The sequence below is a fragment of the Oleiagrimonas sp. C23AA genome, from assembly GCF_011759385.1.
Lineage (GTDB): Bacteria > Pseudomonadota > Gammaproteobacteria > Xanthomonadales > Rhodanobacteraceae > Oleiagrimonas.
Map to the genome: position 1 here is coordinate 253,422 of NZ_JAARLY010000005.1, position 24,446 is coordinate 277,867.

A 24,446-nucleotide genomic window follows, 5' to 3' on the forward strand; every position below is an offset into this window, starting at 1 on the left:
CCGCATCGGGCGCGAACGGCCCGTCCCGATGGATGCATCAAATGATCAAGAATGTCGAATTCCTCTTTGAGGGGGGCCGTCGCGGCGTACTGCTCATTCACGGCCTGACCGGCACGCCGGCGGAAATGCGTCTGCTGGGCAAGGGGCTGAACAAGCGTGGTTTCACTGTGCGTGGCATGCAGCTGGCCGGTCATTGCGGCAGCGAGGAAGACCTGCTCGCCACTGGCTGGGAAGACTGGTACGCCAGTGTCGAGGCGGCCGCGCTGGAACTGCGCGAGTCGGTGGACCATTTGTTTGTCGCCGGGCTGTCGATGGGGGCGCTGCTGGCCCTGCGGCTGGCCCAGGTGCGCCCGCAGTGGGTCGACGGGGTCGGCTCGCTGGGCGCCACCTTCCGCTACGACGGCTGGAGCATCCCGCCGATAGGCCGACTGTCCTTCCTGCTGCCGCTGATCAAGCGGCTGGGCATCGGGCGTCGGCGCATGTTCATGGAAAACCCGCCCTACGGCCTGCGCGATGAGCGCCTGCGGGCCTCGGTAAGCGCGGCGATGATGAGCGGTGACAGCACGCTGGCCGGCCTGCCCGGCAATCCCTGGCACTCACTGGCCGACCTGCACCTGCTGTCGCGCCGGGTACGGCGTGACCTGCCACGCGTGATGGCACCCTGCCTGATTGCGCACGCCACCGAGGACGATGTGGCCTCACGCTGGAATGCCGAGATCGTGGCGCGCCACGTCACCGGTCCCAGCCAGTTTCTTTGGCTCAAGGACAGCTATCACATGATCACGATCGACCGCGAGCGGCGCCTGCTGGCGGCAGCGGCGGCCGAGTTCTTCCATGGCGTAGCCGACCTCTCGCCGGCGATGGCCGACGCCGCATGAGCGTTTGGTGTCACGGCCCTGCCGGGTGTGGTGCATGAACGCGATGGCGTTGCTGCTGTGGATCGCCACCGTGCTGCTGGATACGGTCGGTCAGCTCGCTTTCAAGGCCGCCGCCAGTCACGACGCCGGTGGCTCGCATCTGGCGCACTGGCGTCACATGCTGGGCCGGCCGTGGATATGGCTGGGTGGCGTGTGCTACGTCTTCGAATTTCTGGCCTGGATAGCCTTTCTTTCACTGGTGCCACTCAATCGGGGTGTACTGCTGGGCTCGATCAACATTGTCGTGATCATGCTGGCTGGCCGGCTGCTGTTTCGCGAGCGTCTCACCAGGCTGCGCGTGGCCGGCATCCTGCTGGTGACGCTGGGTGTGGCCGTGGTGGGCATGGCGTCATGAAGCGCTTCTACCTGATCGGTTTTGCCGTGCTGCTGGGTTTCGATACGCTGGCCCAGATCAGCTTCAAGTACGCCGGCAGCCAGGCGTTGCCCGTGCAGGCCAGCCTGGGCTGGCTGCTGCGTGTGTTTGCCCAGCCCTGGGTCTATGGAGCAGTGCTGGGATACATCGGCGCCTTTTTCACCTGGATGACGCTGCTAAAGCGCGCGCCCATTGGCCCGGCGTTCGCTGCCTCGCACCTGGAAATCATCAGTGTGATGCTGCTATCGGTACCGTTGTTCCATGAAACCATCGGCTGGTCCCAGGCGCTTGGTGCCCTGGCCATTATCGCCGGCATTATCTGCCTGGCGCTGAGCGAGACCGAGCATGTGGACGCCACGCCCTAGCCGCCAGGAAACAGCACCCACCGCTGGACTGGCGCTGGAATTTTCCGACCTGCTCGGCTGCTGGGACCGCCCCCTGGCCCACGCGCTCTCCCCTCATCTGGGCACGGATCAGGCCATACTGACTTGCTCGGGCACAGCGGCACTGATGATCGCGTTGCGCTGTCTGGCGGGAGAAAGCCACCGTCACCAAGTGGTGCTGCCGGCCTACACGTGCCCGCTGCTGGTGCGTGCGGTGGCCGCGGCAGGCCTGGTGATACGCCTTTGCGACAATCGTCCAGGACACTTCGAGATGGATCCGCAGGTGCTCAAGACCCTATGCGGACCCGACACGCTGGCGGTAATTCCGGCGCACCTGGGAGGTCGCCTGGCCGACATGACGCAAGTGACGGCCATCACCCATGACTGTGGCGCGACCGTCATCGAGGATGCCGCCCAGGCGCTCGGTGCCCGTCACGCCGATGGCACCGCGGCCGGCCTGGCCGGCGATATCGGCTTCGTCAGCATGGCCGCCGGCAAGGGGCTGAGCATTTACGAGGGCGGGCTTTTGATGAGCCGTGACGCATCGCGACTACAAGCCCTGCGCGCGGTAGCCGGCACCGTGCCGCGATTCAGCCTGTGGGAGGCACGGCGCATGCTCGAGCTGATTGGTTACGCACTGTTCTACAGGCCAGGCGGCCTGCGCATGGCCTATGGCCGGCCATTGCGGCGTGCGCTGCGCAAGGGCGACCTGGTCAACGCGGTGGGCGACCAATTCGGCGCGAAGATCCCACTGCACCGGGTCAGCCGCTGGCGCGAGGCGGTCGGCGTCAGCGCCGCCGAGCGTCTTTCGGCCCTGCTGAAGTTTCAGCGAAAGCAGGCCCGCGAACGCCTGCCGAGCCTGCGCGCCATCCCGGGTATCACGGTGCTGGATGACGTCGACCGAGGTCAGGGAACATGGCCCCTGTTCATGCTTGTCATGACCTGCCAGGCTGATCGCGATGCAGCGCTTTCCAGAGTGTGGCACCGGGGCCTTGGTGTCAGCCGCATGTTCATCCATGCCCTGCCCGATTACGACTATCTGCGCGACGTCGTACCGCGTGAAGCCACGCCCCGGGCAAGCGATTTTGCGGCCCGCACACTGACCATAAGCAACAGTCCCTGGCTGAGTGATGCCGACTTCGGGCAGATCCTCCAGGTACTCCAGCACCCCCGGTAAGCGGGACCGCCGACGCTTGCCGCACACATCACTTACCCGGTGCCACTGTCTGCCGGGCGTGTTTGCCAGGCTCCGTGAATGGCATCCAGCAACCGCTGATTGAGCGCGTGATGCTGGTGGCGCCAGCGCTCGAGTTCCGACGCGGGCACCTCGGGCTGATGGTCAAGTGAAGCCATGGCACGCTTCCACCACTGATGATAGTGCGCGGTGGACACCTCGCCGGTGATGTCGGCGGAAACGATCCGCCCATGCATGCCCGCAATGGCGGCCAGCAGTTCGTCGGCGCGCATTACCCCCTGATCCCAGTTGGTCCGCGCATCTTCGGCGCACAGCACGTCCTTGTCGATGGACAGATAGATCGGCACCGATTGGGCATGCGTGGCCAGATGATCCTGAAGCGCCCGCAGCATGTCCGCTGTGCCGGCGAAATTCCGGAATGCATGCTGCAGACGGCCGGCGCGCGCCCAGCGCACATCCACGCCCACCGACCAGTAGGTCAGCTGGCGGCGATACAGCGGCGCCAGTCGGTTTTCCCAGGCGTGCGCCAGCGCAATGTCGCTCGAGGTAATCCCGACCACATGCACGTGTCGCACACCAGGCAGGTTGGCGACCCGCGACACCCAGGAACCGCAGTGCACACCAAAGGGAAAGCGCATGTTGTCCGGATGATTGTCAAAGACCACCACGTCCAGCGCTCCATGACGCGCACTGGCCCGTTCGATCAATGGCAGGCTCAGGTGGTGGAAGTCGCCACTGCCCATGAACACGAGGCCGTGATCGGTGGGCATGGTCTTGTCCAGGACGCCGCCAAAACGACCCAGCATCCTGCGACTGCAGGCAAAGCGCAGGTGCTGCCCCCAGTGCTGCAATGGCACCACCAGCCGGTGCCTGATCGCACCGACCGAGTCATCCACGTCAAGAACGATCGGTTGCATGGGCTTGCTGCTCCTCGTACCAGCGGCGATCGCTTTCGAAATAAGGTGCCAGCCGACGCAGTGCCTGGCGAAGCAGGACATGGCGCGGGCGCACCAGGTGCCGGGTGAAGGTGATGCGCGCGCCCAAGTGTGTCTTGACCTCAGGGTCGGTCCAGCCAGCGATGTAGCGCTTCAACCCACGCTGGCGCGCCCATGCCAGGTTATGCATCCAGCTGACGGCATAGAGGTTCAACTCGCGCGCCTTCGGGTAGTCAAACCCGACATACTTGTCCACCAAGTCCTGTTCATGCACGTAACAAAGGTTCCAACCAATCACCTCGCTGTCGTGCATATAGATGAATACCATTCCGTCGCCTCCAGCCTCGGTCAGCAACGCACGCAGGAAGGCTGCGCTCAGGTGATCGAAATGGACCTCACTCTGCGCATAGACGTTCTCGTAAAGCTCCACGCACCGCTGCAAAAGCGCCGGCGTCCACGAAGGATCACCCGTGGGCAGTGCGCGAACCTGGAGCACGGCACGCGTGCGCAGCTTGCGTCGTATGTCGCGGCGGGCTCCACGAGACAGCCGCGACAGGTAATCGTCCTCGTCCTCGAAGTCGATCGGTACCCATGCCAGCGCCTGCCCTTCCAGCGCGACGAAACCGTTGGCCCGGCACGCGGCGACGAAGCGTTCGACACGTGCGTTGTCGGCCTGGTCAAGCAGCGGCGAGGCCTGCGGAATATCCTTGATGATCAACAAAGGACATTCTCGCCCGTGCTCGCGGGCCAGATCCGCCGCCAGGCGCTCCGGCTCCGGGGTCCGTGGCAGCCAGGTGTATTCGGTCACGGTGGAGCCGAAAAAGCGCGTCCGTGGGGACAGCCAGCGTCGCCACCACCGGTACCCCGGCAAGGACTGCACCTTGTCGCGAACGCCGTGTTCGGCGGTGGTCAGCATGTCGAAACGGGTTAGGAAGCCGGGCACATCATGCGGCGAACTGGCCACGATAAAGCCCTCGGGCGGATGGCACTGCCAGTGCCGTACCAGGGACGGCGGCTCAAGCTGGCCAATGAAAGGCGTATGCAAGGTTTGATTCCTAGTGTGTCAGCCAGGTCCGGCACGCCACAGAGGCCTGCCCGGACCGGTTCCCGCATTTCCGGAAGACGTCCACATGAACGCATCTGTCCAGCAGCAAATTTTCCAGATCATCGCCGAGCACGGAAAAATCGAAGCAAGCACCATTACGCCCGATTCCACGCTCACTGACCTGGGCATCGCATCACTGGAGGCGATCGAGATCATTTTCGATATCGAAGAGCACTTCGATATCACCCTCCCCGACAACAACCCGGACTTCGACACCGGCTCGACGCAGGGCCTGATCGACGCGGTGCAGGATGCCATTGCGCTAAAGGCAGCGGCGGAAACCGAGGCCGAAGCCGAGCGGAGGTCATCTTGAACCAGCCCGCAGGTTCCACCCGGGGGCCGGGTCCCGCCGAGCGACGCGTGGTCATCACCGGCCGGGGTGCCGTCAGCGCGCTGGGCACTGGCCAGCGCGCCTTGTGGCAAGCGATGGTTGAAGGTCGAAGCGGTATCCGACCACTGCACATGGAGCAGCCGGCCCAACCGCTGCGCATGAAGGTGGCCGCACAAGCACTGCACTTTGATGCTTCGGTCTACTTTGTCAGCCGCATCCTCACCATGCTGGACCGTGTCTCGCAGATGGCACTGGTGGCTGCGCGTGAGGCCGTTGCCGAGTCCGGAGTCGACTTCAGCGGTGACACGGCACTTCGCACCTGCACCGTGATCGGCACCGGCGTCGGCGGCGAGATGTCGCGCGATGAACAAACCCGTCGCGTCTATCAGGATCAGGCGCCACGCGTACACCCGCTGTCGATCGTGCGGCTTATGCCCAACGCGCCAGCCAGCCAGATCAGCATGGAAATGGGCCTGATGGGTCCGGCCTTCGGGGTGACCAGTGCCTGTGCGTCCTCCAACCATGCCATAGCCCAGGCTGTGGCGATGTTGCGCAGCGGTCTTGCCGATGTGGCGATCGCCGGTGGTACCGAATCGTGCTTCAGCCTTCCGGCCATCCGCGCATGGGAGGCCATGCGGGTGGTGGCCGACGATACCTGCCGGCCGTTCTGCCGGCAGCGAACCGGCATGGTACTGGGCGAAGGCGCTGGTATCTTCGTGCTGGAGACGCTGCAGCACGCCCAGGCTCGCGGAGCAACCATCCTGGCCGAGATCGCCGGCGTGGGCATGAGCGCCGATGCCGGCGACATCGTCTCGCCGACCGGCGACGGCGCGGCGCGCGCCATGCAGGCGGCCCTGGACGACGCCGGTCTGCGTGCGGATGAAGTGGGCTATATCAACGCCCACGGCACCGCAACACCCGCCAACGACCCGGTCGAGAGCCAGGCCATCCGCCAGGTATTCCAACATCATGCCGACCGGCTCGCCGTATCCTCGACCAAGGGTGTCCATGGACACGCCTTGGGCGCCGCCGGTGCACTGGAGCTGGTCGCCGCCATCGGCGCGTTGCGTGAAGAGGTGATCCCGCCCACCTGCAACTTTATTGATGCCGACCCGGCCTGCGATCTGGACTACGTCCCCAACACCGCTCGCCAACAACGAGTGGATGCGGTGTTGTCCAATTCGTTTGCCTTCGGAGGTCTCAACGCCGTATTGGCGTTGCGCCGATTTGCACACTGAATAATCCCAGCCGGAAAAAGGACCGCCCCGGCGCATGCGTCGGGGCGGTCCGCTTTGTTGCAACGCAAATGCCATCGATCCGACGACGTATCAGCCGCGCTTGGCACGCGTCAGCAGCTGGTCCAGCAGCGCGATGCCCAGGTCGATCTCCTCGGTGCTGATGTGCAGCGAGGGCGCCAGCGTGATCACGTTCTTGTAGTAGCCGCCGATATCCAGCACCAGGCCGATCTTCTTGCCGTTGTGCTCCAACTCGCCGGCCAGGCCGATGTCGACCATGCGGTCGACCAGCGCCTTGTTCGGCGTGAAGCCGTCCTCGGTGCAGATCTCGCAGCGCAGGGCCAGACCCAGGCCGTCGACGTCGCCGATCTCCTTGTGCCGCTTGGCCAGGTCCTTCAGGCCCTCCAGGAAGTGCGCGCCCTTGGCCATGACCATGGCCTCGTAATCGGTCTCGTGCATCATCTTCATCGCCTCCAGGCCGACCGCGGTACCCAGCGGGTTGGCGTTGAAGGTCGAATGCGTGGAACCGGGCGGGAACACTTCGGGATTGATCAGCTCTTCGCGCGCCCACAGGCCCGACAGCGGATTCAGGCCGTTGGTCAGCGCCTTGCCGAACACGATCATGTCCGGGGTGACGCCGAAGTGCTCGATCGACCACAGCTTGCCGGTGCGGTAGAAGCCCATCTGGATCTCGTCGGTGACCAGCAGGATGCCGTACTGGTCCAGCACCTTCTTCAAGCCCTTGAAGTAGTTCATCGGCGGCACGATGTAGCCGCCGGTGCCCTGCAGCGGCTCAATGTAGAACGCCGCGTACTCGCATTCGCCGACCTTCGGGTCCCACACGCCGTGGTATTCGGTCTCGAAAAGGCGCGCAAACTCGGCCACCAGGTGCTCACCGTACTCTTCCTTGTCCATGCCCTTGGGGCGACGGAACGGGTACGGGTATGGCAGGAACATCGCGCGCTCGCCGAAGTGGCCGTAGCGGCGGCGATAGCGGTAGCTGGAGGTGATCGCCGAGGCGCCCAGGGTGCGGCCGTGATAGCCACCCTCGAAAGCGAACATCAGGCTCTTGCCGCCGGTGTAGTTGCGTACGATCTTCAGCGAATCCTCGACCGCCTGCGCACCGCCGACGTTGAAATGCACCCGGCCCGGCAGACCGAACTTGCGCTCGGCATCGACGGCGATGGTCTTGGCCAGCTCGATCTTCTCGCGATGCAGGTACTGGCTGGCCACCTGCGGCAGGTGATCGATCTGGCGCTTCAGGGCCTCGTTGAGACGCGGGTTGGCGTAACCGAAGTTGACCGCCGAGTACCACATCTGCAGGTCCAGATACGGCAGCCCGGCCGAGTCGAACATGTAACTGCCTTCACAGCGGTCGAACAGCTTCGGCGGATCGGTGTAGTGGACGGTATCACCGAAGGAGCAATAGCGGGCCTCATCGGCCAGCAGTGCGGATTCGTCGGCATCGGCGGGGGCCGTTGGCACGGCCTGGAGAGCGGCGTTATTCATGCAACATGGACTCGCAGGGGAAGGGGTTCAGAAGGAGCAGCGGCCGTACCGGCCAGCCAGGGAAGGTCGGCGAGCAACGCGCGCGCCTCGCGAAAACCCTCGATAGGCCGGTGCGGTATGCCTGCCTGGCGGCAGTGGGTGATCAGGCGGTGCTTGGCGAACACGTAATGCGCTCGTCCCGCTACGCAGAAATCGGACTGTCCATCACCTACCAGCAGCGTGGTGCTGCGCTCACGGGCAATGCTGCATTTGCAGGTACCGCTGTCGGCGGCGCAGGAGGCGCGGGCAAAGGGCGAGCGCATTGACCAGCTCCGGGCGCCATCGTGCACAAGCGCATTGGCGCGTATCGGCAAGTCACTCAAGCCATGGCGCGTCAGTATCCGCGTAATGGCGTAATCCAGGCCGTCGCTGACCACCTGCACCGCCATACCGCGCGCGCGCGCATCGGCAACAAAGGCCGGAAATGCCGGATCGATGGCCAGCGTGTCGAGCACCGCATCCAGCTCGTCGCGTGAGGCGTCGATCAGCGCTACCTGGGCCGTCATGCACTCACGCGAGCCAATGCGACCGGCGCGCCAATCACGCTCGATCTGCTCCCACTCGGGCCGAGCAAACCGGCTCAGCAAAACATCGGTGACATCGTCGACGGCGATGGTGCCGTCAAAATCACACAGAACCGTCCAGGCAGGCACTGCGCACTCCACTCTAGGCTGGGAATAGATGCCAGCCTAAAGAGGGCACTCTTTCTCTTCCCTTTCACTGTCGGAGCGGTGCGCGAGCCGTGTTTCGCATTGGTGGCACGGCCGAGCCCGCCGTGACACACCGTGCGCGTCCGGGCGCAACCCTCCGATCCCCGCGGTCAGTGGCGCCTGGGCTGGATGCATCGTTCTCGCGCGGTAAAACGCACACACCCTTAGAAACGCCCGGCCTGACCGCAAGGGCGTGCAAAGAAACGGCAAGCGCCTCGGTCTGCAAACACACCATGCCTGCTGCGACGCTTGCGTCCGCCCTCCCCGCTCAGGGAGGGCGGACATTCGACGAGTGCTTATTCCACGAAATTCGCGCTTACGTGATAGACACGACCACCCCAACCGTCATCCGGGAAGGCGTCGGATACCTTCACATAGACCGGCTTGGCACCGCTGCCATCGGCCTGAAGATAGGGTGTCAGGTCGAGGGTCATATCGGTCTTGTTGGAGCCGTCGGTCACGCGCTGGCTTTCCTCACGAAGCGTGGTCCAGTGCTGGCCGTCAGAGCTGACCTGCACCAGATATTCGGCGTCAATGGTCAGGGTGACCTGAGCCGCGGTGGTATCGGCTGGGAATGGGAAGCGATAGGTGAAATGCGAGCCGCCATCGGCAAACCGGTTCTGCACGCCATTGCTCTGCGAACCATCGGCATCCCACAGCCAGGGGCGTTCCGCGGCGGTACCGGTATCAAACTCGACGTCGTGTGCGATCAGCACGTCAGCCTGAGCGGTGAAATCCAGGCCCGCCGCCTTCACGTCGACGCTGACCATGTGGTGTCCGTCAGCGGCGGCACTGGGTACCGTCAGTGACAACGCCTTGCTGCCATCCACGGGATGGGCCAGGCCGTGTGGCCGCAGGCGAACCTGCGCTGCATTCGGCGTGACGTTCCAGGTGGTCGGCGCCTGCGCTGAAGCCAGTACATTCAACGGAAAATAGCCGGTCGCCGAAGCCGTGAGCGTCATCGGAATGACCGACGCACCGGATGCAGCGGGAATCACCACAGGCTGGGCAGGCGACAAGGTGGCGGCCAGCGACTGTCGAGGTGTGAACTGCGGCACGGCACCAATCAGCGCACTGAGTGCACTGGCCTGGGTACGCCAGTCGAAGACATTGGGATGATCGTCATTGCTGGCGCCGGACCAGCGCGTGCCCAGTCGGTTGGCCGCATCGCGATCATGGTTCCAGATGCTTTGCGCCTGTTTTTGCAGGAACGCGGCATAGCGCCGGTCATGCGTGGTGTCGACCAGATCGGTCCAGTAACGCATGAAGATGCCCTTGAACTGCTTGCCGTTGTCATCGCAGGTGCGATCGCTGGCATCGCAGCTTTCGGTCAGGATGCCATTGGCGACCAGGCCATCGGCCCCCATGGCGGCGTCAGCGAGGCGATGCACCGTGGCCATGATCTTCGGGTCGTGCGTGGCGCGCCACAAAGCCAGACCGGCACCGATGGCCAACCCCTGGTTGTAGCTCCACACCATCTGCCCGTTGTTGGTGCACTGGTTGGTGAGACCATCGTTGACCAGCCCCTTGCTGTTGATCATGCCGCTACCGGTGAACCAGGCCCACGCCGTCTGCGCGCGACCGAGCCACACCTGGTCGCCCGGGATGCGGTTGTGCAACTCCGCGGTCAGGCGAATCCAAAGACCGTTGGTGACGGCATTCTTGTAGGTGCGCTCGGCGTTCCACCACACACCGCCACCGCAGGTGCTGGTGTCCCAGTAGCCATCGACGTAGTTGGCGATGGTTTCAGCCATGTCCAGATATTTCTTCTTTCCGGTCAGGTCGTAGGCCTCAACCCAGGTCAGGCCCCACCATTCCGAATCGTCGATAGCCCGGCTGGTGAAATTACCCAGCAACGGGTCCCCCGACAGCTGACCGGCGGGAAACGTGCCTTTGTCCTTCTCGAAGGTGTTATCCAGCTCGGGGAGATAACGCCGGTCACCGGTACGCTGCATGTAATCGCCAATGGTCTGCAACGCCACGGCCGAATTCCACCAGCTGGATGGGAACCAGGCCTTGTCCGGATCGTAGGACTGCATCAGCACATCGGCGGCGACACGAGCTCGGGCCACGGCGGTGGCGCCATCGGCGCGGGGACTTCGGTGATGGCGATGCCCATGGGCGGAAGCCGTGGACAGTGCCAACAGCGTGGTGATGAGTCCGGCCGTCACCAGCGGTGTCACGCGGTGCGTGATGGCGGCCCATTTTTGCACCGTGAACCTGATCAGTGTCTTCATGATCGGAAGTTCTCCTCTTGTAGCGATACCCAAACATGGGGAAGAGGCTGCGTTTTGCGTTTTCCCCCGCCTGCCGGCTCGCGTGCACCACTGCGGCGCTGCGGCGCTGCCACCCGGCGATGCAGAAGCGCCGCAGTGATTGAGGTAACGATACCTCAATCAACCGAACGCCAATGCATTCCGCTTAAGTATGGCAGTCATGCCATTACCTTTTTGAGAACCAGTCGCTGCCACACGCCCTCATGTTTCGACCAACGGACCACGATCAAACGCCCCCGCAGGCCTGTACGTCAGGCCGTTTGCAAGCGACTTGGTGCCTTGCCACGCGCGATATCTTGCGATTATTCCGATTGGCGGACGCCTGCCGGTACCGATATCAAATATGCACGTTCCAAAAATATCGATCCGCCCCCTCCTCGCGCCGAATTTACGTGTAACATGGCGCTCCCTGCTCGAGCGCCGCTTCATGACACCTGATCCTTCGCAACTGTTCGTCCCTTATGTCGCCGGTGGACACTGGGTGGTCAGGCGCAGCCGCGTGGTCATCAGTACGCATGGCACACGCGACGAAGCGATTCTGGCGGCCAAGGAACGTGCGCGTGACCTGGCTTCACGCATGGACGATCCCATGCGCGTGCACGTGCAAGATGAGCACGGCGCCTGGGATGAAATCAGCTGGCGCTGACACCAGCGACAGGGCGTACATCGTACGCATTTCTCTTACCGTATCGGCCAATGCCATGCCGGTAGTAGCCAGAGCCTGAATCGCCGCAGACCGCTGCGTGAATCGTGTCAATGACGACACGCCGCTTTCACGTACGCTACGCAAAAGCGCCACGAAAAGTTGATGTTTCGCGGCCTAGAGTCAAAGGCACGTAGCGCGGCGGTATGTCTTTCATTTCCTGAATGATTCATTCTGTGTACTTACGTGGAATGAGCCAGTCCGGTTCAACGAAAACGCATGCGACGCGCACGATCCAGACAAATGGATGGTGCGTTGATGACTTCCTCACTCAGGCCGCCTGCCGGCCAGCGTTACATGCCTTCGACGGAACTGGTGCGGCGCACGCGCGCGCTCACCCATCTGGCCAAGGCCCACAGAACCCAGTCGCAGGCGATCAAGCGCCGGATACTTTTTGTCACCACCGAAATGGCCGATTTCGTCAAGGCCGGTGGACTGGGTGATGTCTCGGCGGCACTGCCCCGCGCTTTGGCGCGTTCGCAGGATGTCCGCGTACTGATTCCCGGCTATCGCCAGGTGCTGGCCAGCTGCCGGCAGGCCCGGCTCGTGGGGCGCATTGCACCGCTGGCGCAACTGCCGGCCTGCGATCTGCTGCTGGCGCGCAGCGACGATGGATTGGCTATCTACATACTGCGTTGTCCGGCACTCTACGAGCGTGACGGCTCCCCCTATGTTGCTCGCGACGGCGAAGCCTGGGCCGACAACACACTGCGCTTTGCCACCCTTTCGCACGCGGCGGCGGAAGTGGCAGCGGGTGCGGCCGGCCTGGACTGGCAGCCCCAATTGCTGCATCTCAATGACTGGCCGTGTGCACTCAGTGCCGGCTATCTGCGCTGGCGGGGACTGAAAACGCCGTGTCTGCTGACGATTCACAACCTGGCCTATCAAGGCCTGTTCGAGCACACGCAGGGTGATGCGCTGGGCATACCGCGCGAAGCCCATGCCAGCATGGATTTCTACGGCCAGCTCTCGTTCCTGCAGGCGGGTATTCACTACGCCTCGCGCATCAATACAGTGAGCCGGCACTACGCCGAGCAAATCACGCTGCCGCCTTTGGGCTGTGGCTTGGACAGCCTGCTGCTGCGGCGAGCCGACCAGGGTCACCTCAGCGGCATCGTCAACGGCATCGACGTCAGCTGGGACCCGCGCAAGGACCGACACCTGCATTGCCACTTTGGCATTGACCAGTGGCGCGGCAAGCAGGCCAACAAGCATTTCCTGCAGCGCCATTTCGGCCTGCACCGCAGCCGCGGTCCCCTGTTTGCCGTGGTTTCGCGACTGGTGCAGCAAAAAGGGCTGGACCTGGTCTGCGAGGTGGCGCCACAGATTGTCGCCGCCGGCGGCCAGCTGTGCGTCATCGGTAGCGGCGAGGCCTCGGTGGAACAGGCAGTCGGCGAACTGGGGCAGCGCTATCCTGGTCATGTGGCCACGCATGTCGGTTTTCGCGAGTCGCTGGCACGACGCATGTTTGCCGGTTCGGACTTCCTGTTGATGCCCTCGCGCTTCGAGCCGTGCGGCCTCAGCCAAATGTATGCCCAGCGCTTTGGCTCGCTGCCACTGGCGCACGCCACCGGCGGCCTGATCGATACCATCGACGACGGTGTCACCGGCTTCCTTTTCCCGCGGGCCAGCGCAGATGGTCTACGGGCATGCATCGAGCGCGCCTTCCGCGTGTATCGCTGCACACCGCTGCTTTATGCGATGCGTCGTGCGGCGATGCTGATACCGATGGGTTGGGATGCGGCCTGCGAGCAGTACCTTGGCCTGTACGACGCCCTCAGCCACCCCGCGCCCACACCGCATCCGGCAAACACCGACCACAAGGCCATCGCATGAGTGAAGCGGCGATGTACTTGGGCTGTGGGGAGCCAGGTCCTTGCGCCGACGATCCGGCCTGGCGTGCACTGGTGCGAGGAGAACACGGCGACCCATTCGCCCTGCTCGGCCCGCATGAAGATGCCAATGGACACTGCCAGGTCACCGTGCTGGCGCCGCACGCACGGCGCGTTTGGCTTGTCGATGCAGCGGACCGGACGCTGGCGCGTCAGGCGACTCCCTTCGCCGCGGCCGGACTGTTTCGTGCCCCCTGGCCAGAGGGTACCCGGCGTGCCTATCGAGTCTGCATGGAAGGCCCACACGGTGTCGACGAACAAGCCGACCCGTATGCCTTCGGTCTGTTGCTGAAAGAATCCGATCTCACGGCCATGGCCGCTGGCGATGGTGCCATCTGGCGCCGACAACTGGGTGCCCGGGTCATGACCCTCAGTGGCATCGAGGGGGTGCGTTTCGCGGTGTGGGCACCGCACGCACGCCGGGTGTCGGTGGTGGGTGATTTCAACGGCTGGGATGGCCGCCTTCATCCGATGCGAAGACGCCACAATGGCGGCGTGTGGGAGCTGTTCCTGCCATGCGCCAAGGTCGGCGACCGCTACAAGTACGAGCTGATCGGACCGGATGGACAAGATCTTCCACTGAAGGCCGACCCCATGGCACGACGCTGCGAAGCACCGCCGGCCACCGCTTCCATCGTCACTGACATCGACCATTATGACTGGCAAGACGAGGCATGGATGGCCCGGCAGGCACGGCCGGCGCGACCTTCGCAGCCGATCAGCATCTACGAAGTACACGCGCCGTCCTGGCGCCACGATGCGCACGGCAAGATCCTGGACTGGGACGGTCTGCGCGAGCAGTTGATTCCCTACGTCTGCCAGCTGGGGTTCACCCATATCGAATTGCTTCCAGTCAGTGAACATCCTTTCGGCGGCTCGTGGGGTTATCAGCCGTTGGGGCTCTACGCGCCGACTGCCCGGCTGGGTTCGGCGCAGGCATTGATGCGCTTTGTCGATGCCTGTCACCAGGCCGGGATCGGCGTCATCGTTGACTGGGTGAGCGCGCATTTTCCCAGCGATGAACATGGTCTGGCGTGCTTTGACGGCTACGAACTTTATGAACACGCCGACCCGCGCGAGGGCATGCACCGCGACTGGAACACGCTGATCTACAACTATGGCCGGCCTGAAGTGGCGGCCTATCTGATCGGCAATGCGCTGGAATGGATCGAACGCTTTCACATCGACGGACTGCGCGTGGATGCGGTCGCCTCGATGCTCTACCGCGACTACAGCCGACCCGATGGCGAATGGATTCCCAATGTTCACGGCGGGCGCGAGAATCTGGAAGCGCTGGCCTTCATCCGCACGTTCAACCGCACCCTGGCGCAAAAACATCCCGGTGTGCTGCGCATGGCCGAGGAATCGACCGCCTGGCCTGGCGTCACGCGGCCGCCATCGCGCGGCGGCCTGGGCTTCAGCCACAAGTGGAACATGGGCTGGATGCACGACACGCTCAGCTACATGCGTCGCGACCCGGCGCACCGCTGCCATCACCACAGCGAGATGAGCTTCGGGCTGGTCTACGCGTTCTCCGAGCGCTTTGTGCTGCCGCTGTCACACGATGAAGTGGTGCACGGCAAAGGCTCGCTGCTGGGCAAGATGCCTGGCGACGCCTGGCAACAGGCGGCCAACCTGCGCGCCTACCTGGGCTTCATGTGGGCCCATCCGGGACGCAAACTGCTGTTCATGGGCGGCGAGTTTGGCCAGTACCGCGAATGGGACCACGATGGCCAGCTCGACTGGCCACTTCTGCTGCACCCCCTGCACGCCGGGCTGCAACGTCTGGTCGGCGATCTCAACCATACCCTGCGGGTCACACCCGCACTGTACCGGGCCGACCAGGATGCCGCCGGCTTTCGCTGGAGCATCAATGACGATGCTGCCAACAGCGTATTCGCCTTCCTGCGCCAGGATCCGCGTGGCGGGGCGCCCCTGCTGTGCATCACCAACTTCACGCCTGTGCCGCGTCATGCCTATCGTGTCGGGGTACCGGAAGGCGGCGCCTGGCGTGAGTGCCTGAATACCGACAGCGCCCACTACGGCGGCAGCAACATGGGCAACGGTGGCAGCGTTCGGGCGCTGGAGGCTCCCAGCCATGGCCTGACCTGCGCACTGGAACTGACACTGCCACCACTGGCCACGCTATGGCTGCAACCGGTGCGCGCCGCATGAGCGCCTTCGTGCCGAGGCTCGGCCCGCGACGTCTCGACGACACCCACACGCTGTTCCGATTGTGGGCACCGTCGGCCCAGCGTGTGGAGTTGCTGCTGGACAACGCGCCGGCCCAGACCATGTCCCGTGATGCGGACAGCCTGTTTCACTGCCGCGCCGAGGCCGGCACCGGCCAGCGCTATCGCTTTCGCATCGATGGCCGATACACCGTGCCCGATCCGGCCTCGCGCTGGCAGCCCGAGGGTGTGCACGGACCCAGCGCACTGCTCGATGAGCGCAGCTATCGCTGGCAACACGCCAACTGGCAAGGGCGGCCCTGGCACGAGGCGGTGATCTACGAACTGCACGTGGGTACCTGCGGCGGTTACGACGGTGTCATCGCACAACTACCGCAGCTGGCACGGTGGGGCATCACCGCCATCGAACTGATGCCGCTGGCCAGCGTTCCAGGCGAACGCAACTGGGGCTATGACGGCGTACTGCCGTACGCACCACATGCCGCGCTGGGCCACCCGGATCGCCTCAAGGCGTTGATCGATGCCGCCCACGGGTTTGGCCTGATGGTCTTTGCCGATGTGGTCTACAACCACTTTGGCCCAGATGGCAACGCCCTGCCCGGCTATGCCGCCGCGTTCTTCCGAGACGACCGGCATACACCCTGGGGCCCCGCCATCGATTTCGATCAACCCATGGTGCAGCGCTATTTCGCCGATCATGCCCTCAGCTGGCTGCTGGACTATCGCTTCGACGGGTTGCGTCTGGACGCCGTGCATGCGCTGGAGCCGCGACGATTCCTGCAGCAACTGAGTCGCGAGGTGCGCCTGCACGTCACCGAAGACCGGCACGTGCACCTGATGCTGGAGAACGAAAACAACGAATCGCACTGGCTCGACGCAGATTATGTCGCGCAGTGGAACGACGATTTCCACAATGCGCTGCACGTGATGCTGACCGGCGAAACCTACGGCTATTACGCCAACTTTGCCGATAACCCTGCACGCCATCTGGCGCGCGTGCTGAAGGAAGGCTTCGCCTACCAGGGCGAAGTCGACGCGCGTGATCGCCGTCGTGGCGAACCCAGCGCCTACCTGCCCAGCAGTGCATTCATCCACTTTGCCCAGAACCACGACCAGGTTGGCAACCGCGCGCTGGGCGAGCGCCTGATCAGCCTTGTAGGCGCGGCGCACACGCGCCTGGCCATGGCCCTGACCGCGCTGTGTCCGATGATTCCGCTGTTCTTCATGGGCGAGCCGTGGGGTCACGAACAGCCGTTTCTGTTCTTCACCGACTTTGCGCCGCCACTGGACCAACAGGTGCGCGATGGCCGGCGTCGCGAATTTACCGACTTTCCGGGGTTTGCCGACCCCCAGAGGCGCGCACTGATACCCGATCCCAACGACAGACTCACGTTCCTGAAATCACGGGCACCGATAGAAGAAGCCGACGGCCAGCGTGGTACCCATTGGCTGGCGTTCTTCCAGGGCCTGCTGCAATGCCGCCAGCAGTACACCGCCGCCCTGAACGGCGCGCGGGGACTGCAGGCAAACGTACTCTCGGACCAGGCCTTGCACGCCAGCTGGCGACTGGGCGACGGGCGTGAGCTGGCTATCGCCTTCAACGCCGGCGACACGGCGGCCACGCTTCCCGCACCGCATCGAACGCCGGTGGCGGAGATTCTTTACGCACTCAACACTGACAGTGATGCACTGCTCAAGGGCAAGCTGCCGCCAGGCAGCCTGCTGGCGTGGTGGCCTCTGGAGGCGGCCGCATGAGCCTGGTCGCCCGTGACGCCCTGGCCGAAGCGGTTGGCTTGCTCAACGACTGGACCGACGCCGACGGGCGTCGGCACAAGCTGTCCTCGATTACTCAAGTACAGGTGCTGGAAGCGCTGGGTTACCCGGCACGCAACGAGGCGGACTGTCTGCATGGCCTGGAGCGTCTGCAGCGCGACCTCGCCCAGGGGCCACCGTTGCTGACCACGGAGCTGGAGCGGGCCGTCGATGTGGGCTCGCCCGGGGCGCCATATCGCATCGAGAATGAGCACGGCCAGATCAGCGAAGGGCGCCTGGATAGCCATGGCCGACTGCCGGCTATTTCCCAGCCCGGGTATTATCAGATCAGCACCGGTGACCAGCTTCGCACCGTGGCAGCGGCGCCGGCACAGGCCTTCGGTATCGCCGATCGCACCGGCGAGGACGATCCCCACGTATGGGGCCTGACCGCGCAGGTATATGCCTTGCGTGGCCACCCCGACGACGGCGTCGGCGATGCCGCCGGCACCCTGCCCTGGATCGAAACACTCGCCGCGTACGATGGCGACGCGCTGGCATTAAGCCCGATACACGCCATGGAACCAGTAACCGGCGGCATCAGCCCTTACTCGCCCAGCGACCGGCGATTCTACAATGTGTTGCACGCCGCACCGGCGCTGGTGGTCGGCGAACGGGCCTTCACCGAGTTGGTCGACGCTGAAAACCTGCCCGGGGTGTCCGATGACTCACTCGTGGACTGGCGCGCGGCCGAGGCACGCAAATGGCAGGTGATCGATCAGCTGTTTCAGCGCCGACACCTGCTGGATACCGAACTGCGGGTGGACCTGGCCGAATTTCGCCGTGAAGGTGGTGCGGACCTGGTCGGCTTTGCGGCGTTCATGGCACGCCACGATCTCGGTGCCGAGGCGGCCGAACGGCAGGTGTTCGCGCAGTGGATGGCCTCGCGTAGCTGGCAGCATGTGGCCGAACATGCCCAGCGGCGCGGCTTGCGCATAGGCCTGATCGCCGACCTGGCGGTGGGTTTTCGTGCCGACGGTGCCGAGGCTGCCGCGCATCCAGCCACCTTGTTGCATGGCCTGACCCTGGGCGCGCCGCCGGATGCATTCAACGCCATGGGGCAGGACTGGTCGATTACTGGCTACCACCCGCTGGCGTTGCGCCGTCATGGCTACCGGCCATTTCTGGAACTGCTGCGCGCCGGCATGCGCCACTGCGGCGCGATTCGTATCGACCACATTCTCGGCCTGATGCGGCTTTGGTTGATCCCAGCCGATGCCGATCCTCGCGAGGGCGCTTATCTTTGCTATCCGCTGACCGACCTGCTGCGTCTGCTCAAGCTGGAATCGTGGCGGCACCGTTGCGCAGTGATCGGCGAGGACCTTGGCACCGTACCGCCTGAACTGCGTGCCAAGCTGGCGCGCAGCGGCGTGCTTGGCACTGACGTAATGATGTTCGCGCGCGATGGCGTCGGACGCTTCCTGCCCAGCCGGCAGTGGCGAAGCCAAGCGATAGCGACCACCACCACTCACGACCTGCCGAGCTTTGCCGGCTGGCGTATCGGACGCGATGTGCAGTGGCGGCGGCGCCTGGGTCAGGTGAATGCAGATTCAGCGGCCGCCCAATTGAAGGCGCGCACGAGAGATGTTACCGACCTGGCGCACCAGGTCAGCGGGCGCCGCGATGGCCGCGGCCAGTCACCCGCCGCTACCTTTGCCTGGGTCGCCAAAAGCCCCGCGCCATTGATGCTGTTGCCACTGGAGGACGCGCTGGGCGAGATCGAGCAACCCAATCTTCCCGGCACCATTGACGCCCATCCCAACTGGCAACGCCGGCAGAGCGAGCCGCTGCCCGAGGCGACCATCGATGCCCATCTGCAGGCGGTCGCGCGCCAGCGTCCGAGACAGCGGCCATGACCGACTGGCGCGCCACCGCCCGCCTGCAGTGCCACGCCGGCTTCACGCTCGATGATGCTGCCGCGCAGGTGCCGCGCCTGGCCCGCCTGGGTATCAGCCACCTCTACACATCCCCGCTGACCGCAGCCGTGCCCGGTTCCACGCATGGCTATGACGGCGTCGACCCCACACGCATCAGTCCGGAACTGGGTGGCGAGGCCGCCCTGAAGCGTCTCGTGCATGCCCTGCATGCGCACGACATGGGGTTGCTGCTGGATATCGTGCCCAACCACCTGGCCGCGCACGCGGACAATCCATGGTGGCAGGACGTGCTTCGCCATGGCACCGAGAGCCCCTACGCGGGCTACTTCGATATCGACTGGAAAGCGCCGGGCGCGCAGGGCCGGTTGCAATGGCCGGTGCTCGACCGCCCGTACGCACAGGCGCTACAACAAGGCGTACTCACCGTCATGGTGGAGGGCGACAACGCCTGGTTCTGCCATCACCAGCAGCGTTTTCCCCTCTACCTACCGCGGCAACGCTGCACGCATGCCATCGATGCGGAGTGGGCCAGCAAGGTCAACCAGAGCCCACAGGCCCTGCATGAGCTGCACGAACGGCAGGCCTATCACTTGCTTTGGTGGCGCGCTGGTCACGACCAGATCAACATCCGGCGATTTTTCGACATCACCTCGCTTGTGGCCGTGCGCGTGGAGCGTCGCGAAGTGTTCGACGCTATGCACGCCCTGCCGCTGGCGTTGATCGAGCGTGGCTGGGTGGACGGCCTGCGCATTGATCACATCGACGGGCTGACCAATCCAGCCGCCTATCTGGATCGCCTGCGTCGGCGCATGGATATCGCGCGCAAAGCCTCCGGGCGCCCCGGTCCGGCCCGACTGTGGGTGGAAAAGATCCTGGCCAACCACGAAACGCTGCCCGAGGCCTGGCCGGTTGAAGGCAGCACCGGCTACGACTTCATGGCCGAGACCTGCGCCCTACTGCATATGCGTCGCGGCCAGCAGCAGTTGCAGCGTGACTGGACGCACCGCACCGGCATGGCTGGCATCGAGCAGGAAGAGCGCCGCGCGCGCCGGCAGATTCTGGAGACCAGTCTGTACGCCGAATGGCAGCGCGCGGTACGTGCACTGCACGCGGTGAGTCGCCACGAGGCCGCACAGGCCGAGCTTTCCGAACATGCCTGGCAACGCGCGCTGGGTGTCGTGCTCGGCCACCTTCGCGTGTACCGCAGCTACGCCACACCCGATGGCCTGTCGGACCCCGATCGTCAGCATCTGGCACCGGCCTTCGATCAGGCACGCGCCGACGCCGGTCCCCTGCTCATCCATGCCATGGACGCCCTATGGGCTGTGCTCGGCGATCACGGCGAAGACAGCACGGCGGCACGCACGCGACGACGCCATGCACGCCAGCGTTTCGAACAACTGGCCGCACCACTCAACGCCAAGGCCGTGGAGGACCGCTTGTTCTATCGCCACGGCGCGACGCTGGCGCTCAACGAGGTGGGCAGCCAGCCGCAGCAACCGGTGTGCAGCGCTGCTGATTTTCATGCCGCGGCCACGCGGCGCGCGGTGACCCATCCACGCAGCCTACTGGCGCTTTCCACGCACGATCACAAACGCGGCGCAGACGTGCGCGCGCGTCTGGCAGTGCTCAGTGAATGTGCGCCGTGGTGGATCGAGCAGACCCGACGCTGGCAGGCGCTCAGCCAGTCTTGGCGCCTGGGCTCGGCGCCGGATACGGCCGAGGCGCTGATGCTTTATCAGACGCTGTTTGGCACCTGGCCGCGCGTGCGTGAGCGCCCCGGCGCGGCACTGCCGGCCGACTACGTCGAGCGCATCCTGGCCTGGCAACGCAAAGCACTGCGCGAGGCGGCGCGCCACAGTAGCTGGATGACGCCGGATAACGACTACGAGCACGCCGTCGAGCACTTCATCCGCCACCTGCTGCAAGCGCCAGAGGGACATACCGTGCGCGAGGGACTGGATGCCGCCGTCACGCGCCTGGCTCCCGCCGGAGCCGTGAATGGTCTTGCCCAGCTCGCCCTGGCCCTGTGCACACCGGGCGTACCCGATATTTACCAGGGCGTGACCGGCTGGGATGACAGCCTGGTTGATCCGGATAACCGCCGTGCCCCCGATCATGCCCGTGAACAACACTGGCTTCAGGACACCGCATCGTGGGCCGAGCTTCTGGCGCAATGGCCGGATGGGCGGGTGCGCCATCGGCTGATCGCCCGACTGCTCGAGCTTCGCCGTATGCAACCGGAGCTGTTCATGGACGCTCGCTATGTTCCGCTGCAACCACGTGGCCCGGCGCCGCTGCTCGCCTTTGCCCGTGAGCACCGCCTCGGCCTGTTGATCTGCGTACTGCCGCGCGGTCCATTCACGCTTGGCGTGGATCACGCCCTGAGCTTCGCCGAAGGCGCCTGGCAGGAGACCCGTCTTGCGATTCCCGAAGGCCACTATCGCCACGTGCTGAGCGGGCGCTCACTCAGGCTCGAAAATGGCCAGTTAGAAGCATCCGAGCTGTTCGACCACGGACCGATTGGCGTGCTGCTTCGCGAACCGGCGCCTCCCTGCTCTTGAACGAGACCTGCCTGCATGAACACGACAGTTGCGCCACGTGAGGCCCGCATTCGCGAGCTGGCCCATCACATCTGGGAAAGCGAGGGCTGCCCAGACGGCCAGGAAGCGCGCCACTGGTCGATGGCCGAGCGCCTGGTCGATGCCGAAGATCGCGTCTACGCCGAACAACACGCCCCCGCCCCGCCCCGACGCCGCAAGCGCCGCTGACCCACGCCAGGAACCGACATGCCCGCCACGCATTTGAAGCACCGTTCGCGCATCCGCGAGGGACTGCCCTTTCCGCTCGGCGCCACCTGGGACGGACTGGGTGTCAATTTCGCCCTGTTCTCGGCACACGCCACGCGCGTGGAGCTGTGCCTGTTCGACCTGGATGGCACCGAGTTCGAACGCATCGACCTGCCCGAATACACCAACGAGATATGGCACGGCTACCTGCCCAATGCGCGGCCCGGCCAGATTTACGGCTACCGCGTGCATGGTCCCTACGCACCGGAGCAAGGGCATCGCTTCAATGCCAACAAGTTGCTGCTTGACCCCTACGCCAAGCAGATTGTCGGTGAGCTGCAATGGAACGACGCGTTGTTTGGCTACACCATCGGCCATGCCGATGCTGACCTCAGCTTCGATGAGCGTGACAGCGCCCCATACATGCCCAAGGCGCGGGTTATCGACCCGGCGTTTACCTGGGGCCATGTGCGCGCACCACGCCGCGCCTGGGCCGATACGCTGATCTACGAAGCGCATGTGCGCGGCTACACCATGGCGCACCCGGAGGTGCCGTTGCCCCTTCGCGGCAGCTTTGCCGGCCTGATGGAAGAGCCCGTACTGGCGCACCTGCGCAGCCTCGGCGTAACTGCGATCGAGCTGATGCCGGTGCATGCGCTGATCGAGGACCAGCACCTGCTCGAACAAGGCCTCAGAAACTACTGGGGCTACAACACCATCGGCTTTTTCGCGCCGCATCCTCGCTATCTGGCCGGCCACACCGTGGCCGAATTCAAGGAGATGGTGGCGCGCCTGCACGAGGCCGGTATCGAGGTGTTTCTGGATGTGGTCTACAACCACACCGCCGAGGGCAACGAACTGGGCCCGACGCTGTCACTGCGCGGCATCGACAATCTCAGCTACTACCGTCTGGCCGACGATCGACGCCGTTACATCAACGACACCGGCACCGGCAACACGCTCAACCTGACCCACGCCAGCGTGCTGCGCATGGTCAACGACTCTTTGCGCTATTGGGCCACCGAAATGCGCGTGGATGGCTTTCGCTTTGATCTGGCCACCATCCTGGGCCGCGAGGACCACGGTTTCGATCAGGGCAGCGGCTTCCTGGATGCCTGTCGGCAGGACCCTGTGCTGAGCCAGCTCAAGCTGATTGCCGAACCCTGGGACATCGGCCCGGGCGGCTATCAGGTCGGCGGTTTCCCCCCGGGCTGGGCCGAATGGAATGACCGCTTTCGCGACTGCGCGCGGCGCTTCTGGCGCGGTGATGCCGGACAACTGCCGGAACTGGCCACGCGCCTGACCGGTTCGGCCGACCTGTTCGATCATCGCGGCAGGCGGCCCTATGCCTCGGTGAACTTCGTCACCGCACACGATGGCTTCACCCTGCGCGACCTGGTCAGCTACGAGCAAAAGCACAACCAGGCCAACGGCGAGGACAACCGCGATGGCAACGACCACAACTTCAGCGCCAATCACGGCGTGGAAGGCGATACCGACGATGCCGACATTCTGACGCTGCGCAAACGTCAGCAACGCAATCTGCTGGCCACGCTGTTGTTCAGCCAGGGCACGCCGATGCTGCTGGCCGGCGATGAGTTCTCGCGCACCCAGCACGGCAACAACAACGCCTACTGCCAGGACAACGAGATCACCTGGATCAACTGGGATGAAGCGGCGCAGCACAAGGACCTGACCGACTTCGTCAGGCACCTGATTGCCATCCGTCAGCGCTATCCGCTGCTGCATCGCGGGCGCTTTTTCACCGGTCGCTTCGACGATGCGCAAGGCTTGAAGGACGTCACCTGGCTGACGCCGGACAATCAGGAGATGGACGAAGCGCATTGGCACGATGACTCGCGCTCGGCACTGATGATGCTGCTCGATGGCCGCTCGCAGCCGACCGGCATCTGCCGTCCCGGCTCCGACGCCACCTTGTTGCTGCTGCTCAATGCCCACGATCACGAGCAGGCCTTCGCGCTGCCGCATGTGGAAGATCGCAGCGCCTGGCGCGTGGTCACCGACACCGGCGATGGCCGCCACGCCCTGATCGAAGGGGGCACGCAGCACACCCTCATCGCCCACTCGCTACAACTGCTGGCGGCCCACCCCACCCACTGACACGAAACGCCCGGCGCCATGGCCGGGCGTTTTTTGGCATCAACTCAATACC

Annotated in this window: 19 protein-coding genes; 14 read left to right on the plus strand and 5 right to left on the minus strand. The window is 64.5% G+C overall.

The genetic code is table 11. From position 1 onward, the window contains the following. Window positions 1-41: 41 nt before the first annotated feature. From HBF24_RS10610 to HBF24_RS10625, 4 genes are read left to right on the plus strand one after another with little or no spacing between them, the layout of a single operon-like run. Window positions 42-878: an alpha/beta fold hydrolase gene (locus HBF24_RS10610; RefSeq protein WP_167172669.1), complete on the plus strand. Its 837-nt coding sequence runs from the start codon at window positions 42-44 to the stop codon at window positions 876-878. A 34-nt stretch (window positions 879-912) separates the two neighbouring features. Then, a complete protein-coding gene (locus HBF24_RS10615) occupies window positions 913-1,272 on the plus strand; it encodes an EamA family transporter (RefSeq protein WP_167172671.1) in 360 nt (119 codons plus the stop codon). Continuing rightward, entirely contained in the window at window positions 1,269-1,655 is a 387-nt protein-coding gene (locus tag HBF24_RS10620) for an EamA family transporter (protein ID WP_167172673.1), read from the plus strand. The genes HBF24_RS10615 and HBF24_RS10620 overlap by 4 nt, the downstream gene beginning before the upstream one ends. After that, entirely contained in the window at window positions 1,636-2,850 is a 1,215-nt protein-coding gene (locus HBF24_RS10625; protein ID WP_167172675.1) for a DegT/DnrJ/EryC1/StrS family aminotransferase, read from the plus strand. The genes HBF24_RS10620 and HBF24_RS10625 overlap by 20 nt, the downstream gene beginning before the upstream one ends. A 32-nt stretch (window positions 2,851-2,882) precedes the next feature. On the opposite strand, the gene HBF24_RS10630 is transcribed toward HBF24_RS10625, so the two are convergent. Beyond that, the gene (locus tag HBF24_RS10630) at window positions 2,883-3,785 is read right to left on the minus strand and encodes an arginase family protein (RefSeq protein ID WP_167172677.1); all 903 of its coding nucleotides are present in this window, start codon (window positions 3,783-3,785) and stop codon (window positions 2,883-2,885) included. After that, on the minus strand, window positions 3,766-4,848 hold the full coding sequence (locus tag HBF24_RS10635; protein ID WP_240922441.1) for a GNAT family N-acetyltransferase: 1,083 nt from the start codon (window positions 4,846-4,848) through the stop codon (window positions 3,766-3,768). The genes HBF24_RS10630 and HBF24_RS10635 overlap by 20 nt, the downstream gene beginning before the upstream one ends. Before the next feature lie 85 nt (window positions 4,849-4,933). Between HBF24_RS10635 and HBF24_RS10640 the strand changes: the two genes are divergently transcribed. Beyond that, on the plus strand, window positions 4,934-5,221 hold the full coding sequence (locus HBF24_RS10640; protein ID WP_167172679.1) for a phosphopantetheine-binding protein: 288 nt from the start codon (window positions 4,934-4,936) through the stop codon (window positions 5,219-5,221). After that, window positions 5,218-6,477, plus strand: a complete 1,260-nt coding sequence (locus HBF24_RS10645) for a beta-ketoacyl-[acyl-carrier-protein] synthase family protein (RefSeq protein WP_167172680.1) — start codon at window positions 5,218-5,220, stop codon at window positions 6,475-6,477. The genes HBF24_RS10640 and HBF24_RS10645 overlap by 4 nt, the downstream gene beginning before the upstream one ends. Before the next feature lie 90 nt (window positions 6,478-6,567). Here HBF24_RS10645 and HBF24_RS10650 read toward each other — a convergent pair whose 3' ends face one another. The 3 genes from HBF24_RS10650 to HBF24_RS10660 all read right to left on the minus strand — a co-directional run bounded on the left by HBF24_RS10650 (window position 6,568) and on the right by HBF24_RS10660 (window position 10,969). Next, the gene (locus HBF24_RS10650; RefSeq protein WP_167172682.1) at window positions 6,568-7,983 is read right to left on the minus strand and encodes an aminotransferase class III-fold pyridoxal phosphate-dependent enzyme; all 1,416 of its coding nucleotides are present in this window, start codon (window positions 7,981-7,983) and stop codon (window positions 6,568-6,570) included. Next, complete coding sequence (locus HBF24_RS10655; protein WP_167172684.1) at window positions 7,980-8,675, minus strand: MtnX-like HAD-IB family phosphatase; 696 nt, start codon at window positions 8,673-8,675, stop codon at window positions 7,980-7,982. Before HBF24_RS10655 ends, HBF24_RS10650 begins: the two co-directional genes overlap by 4 nt. Window positions 8,676-9,028: 353 nt before the next feature. Then, window positions 9,029-10,969 carry a glycoside hydrolase family 76 protein gene (locus HBF24_RS10660; protein ID WP_206064281.1) on the minus strand — a complete coding sequence of 647 codons (1,941 nt, stop codon included), beginning with the start codon at window positions 10,967-10,969 and terminating at the stop codon, window positions 9,029-9,031. Between the two features lie 466 nt (window positions 10,970-11,435). Here HBF24_RS10660 and HBF24_RS10665 point away from each other — a divergent pair, with 466 nt between their 5' ends. From HBF24_RS10665 to glgX, 8 genes are all read left to right on the plus strand, one after another. Then, window positions 11,436-11,654, plus strand: a complete 219-nt coding sequence (locus tag HBF24_RS10665) for a DUF2188 domain-containing protein (RefSeq protein ID WP_167172686.1) — start codon at window positions 11,436-11,438, stop codon at window positions 11,652-11,654. A 315-nt stretch (window positions 11,655-11,969) separates the two neighbouring features. Further along, window positions 11,970-13,547 (plus strand): glycogen synthase GlgA, encoded by a 1,578-nt coding sequence (gene glgA, locus HBF24_RS10670; RefSeq protein ID WP_240922443.1) that lies wholly within the window; start codon window positions 11,970-11,972, stop codon window positions 13,545-13,547. Between the two features lie 11 nt (window positions 13,548-13,558). Then, entirely contained in the window at window positions 13,559-15,778 is a 2,220-nt protein-coding gene (glgB, locus tag HBF24_RS10675) for a 1,4-alpha-glucan branching protein GlgB (protein WP_240922469.1), read from the plus strand. Next, on the plus strand, window positions 15,775-17,550 hold the full coding sequence (gene treZ, locus HBF24_RS10680) for a malto-oligosyltrehalose trehalohydrolase (protein WP_167172690.1): 1,776 nt from the start codon (window positions 15,775-15,777) through the stop codon (window positions 17,548-17,550). The genes glgB and treZ overlap by 4 nt, the downstream gene beginning before the upstream one ends. Next, window positions 17,547-19,463: a 4-alpha-glucanotransferase gene (locus HBF24_RS10685; RefSeq protein ID WP_167172692.1), complete on the plus strand. Its 1,917-nt coding sequence runs from the start codon at window positions 17,547-17,549 to the stop codon at window positions 19,461-19,463. The genes treZ and HBF24_RS10685 overlap by 4 nt, the downstream gene beginning before the upstream one ends. Then, window positions 19,460-22,048 (plus strand): malto-oligosyltrehalose synthase, encoded by a 2,589-nt coding sequence (treY, locus tag HBF24_RS10690; protein WP_167172693.1) that lies wholly within the window; start codon window positions 19,460-19,462, stop codon window positions 22,046-22,048. The genes HBF24_RS10685 and treY overlap by 4 nt, the downstream gene beginning before the upstream one ends. Window positions 22,049-22,063: 15 nt before the next feature. Further along, entirely contained in the window at window positions 22,064-22,255 is a 192-nt protein-coding gene (locus HBF24_RS10695; RefSeq protein ID WP_167172694.1) for a DUF2934 domain-containing protein, read from the plus strand. A gap of 18 nt (window positions 22,256-22,273) precedes the next feature. Further along, complete coding sequence (gene glgX, locus HBF24_RS10700) at window positions 22,274-24,394, plus strand: glycogen debranching protein GlgX (RefSeq protein ID WP_167172695.1); 2,121 nt, start codon at window positions 22,274-22,276, stop codon at window positions 24,392-24,394. Window positions 24,395-24,446: the final 52 nt, after the last annotated feature.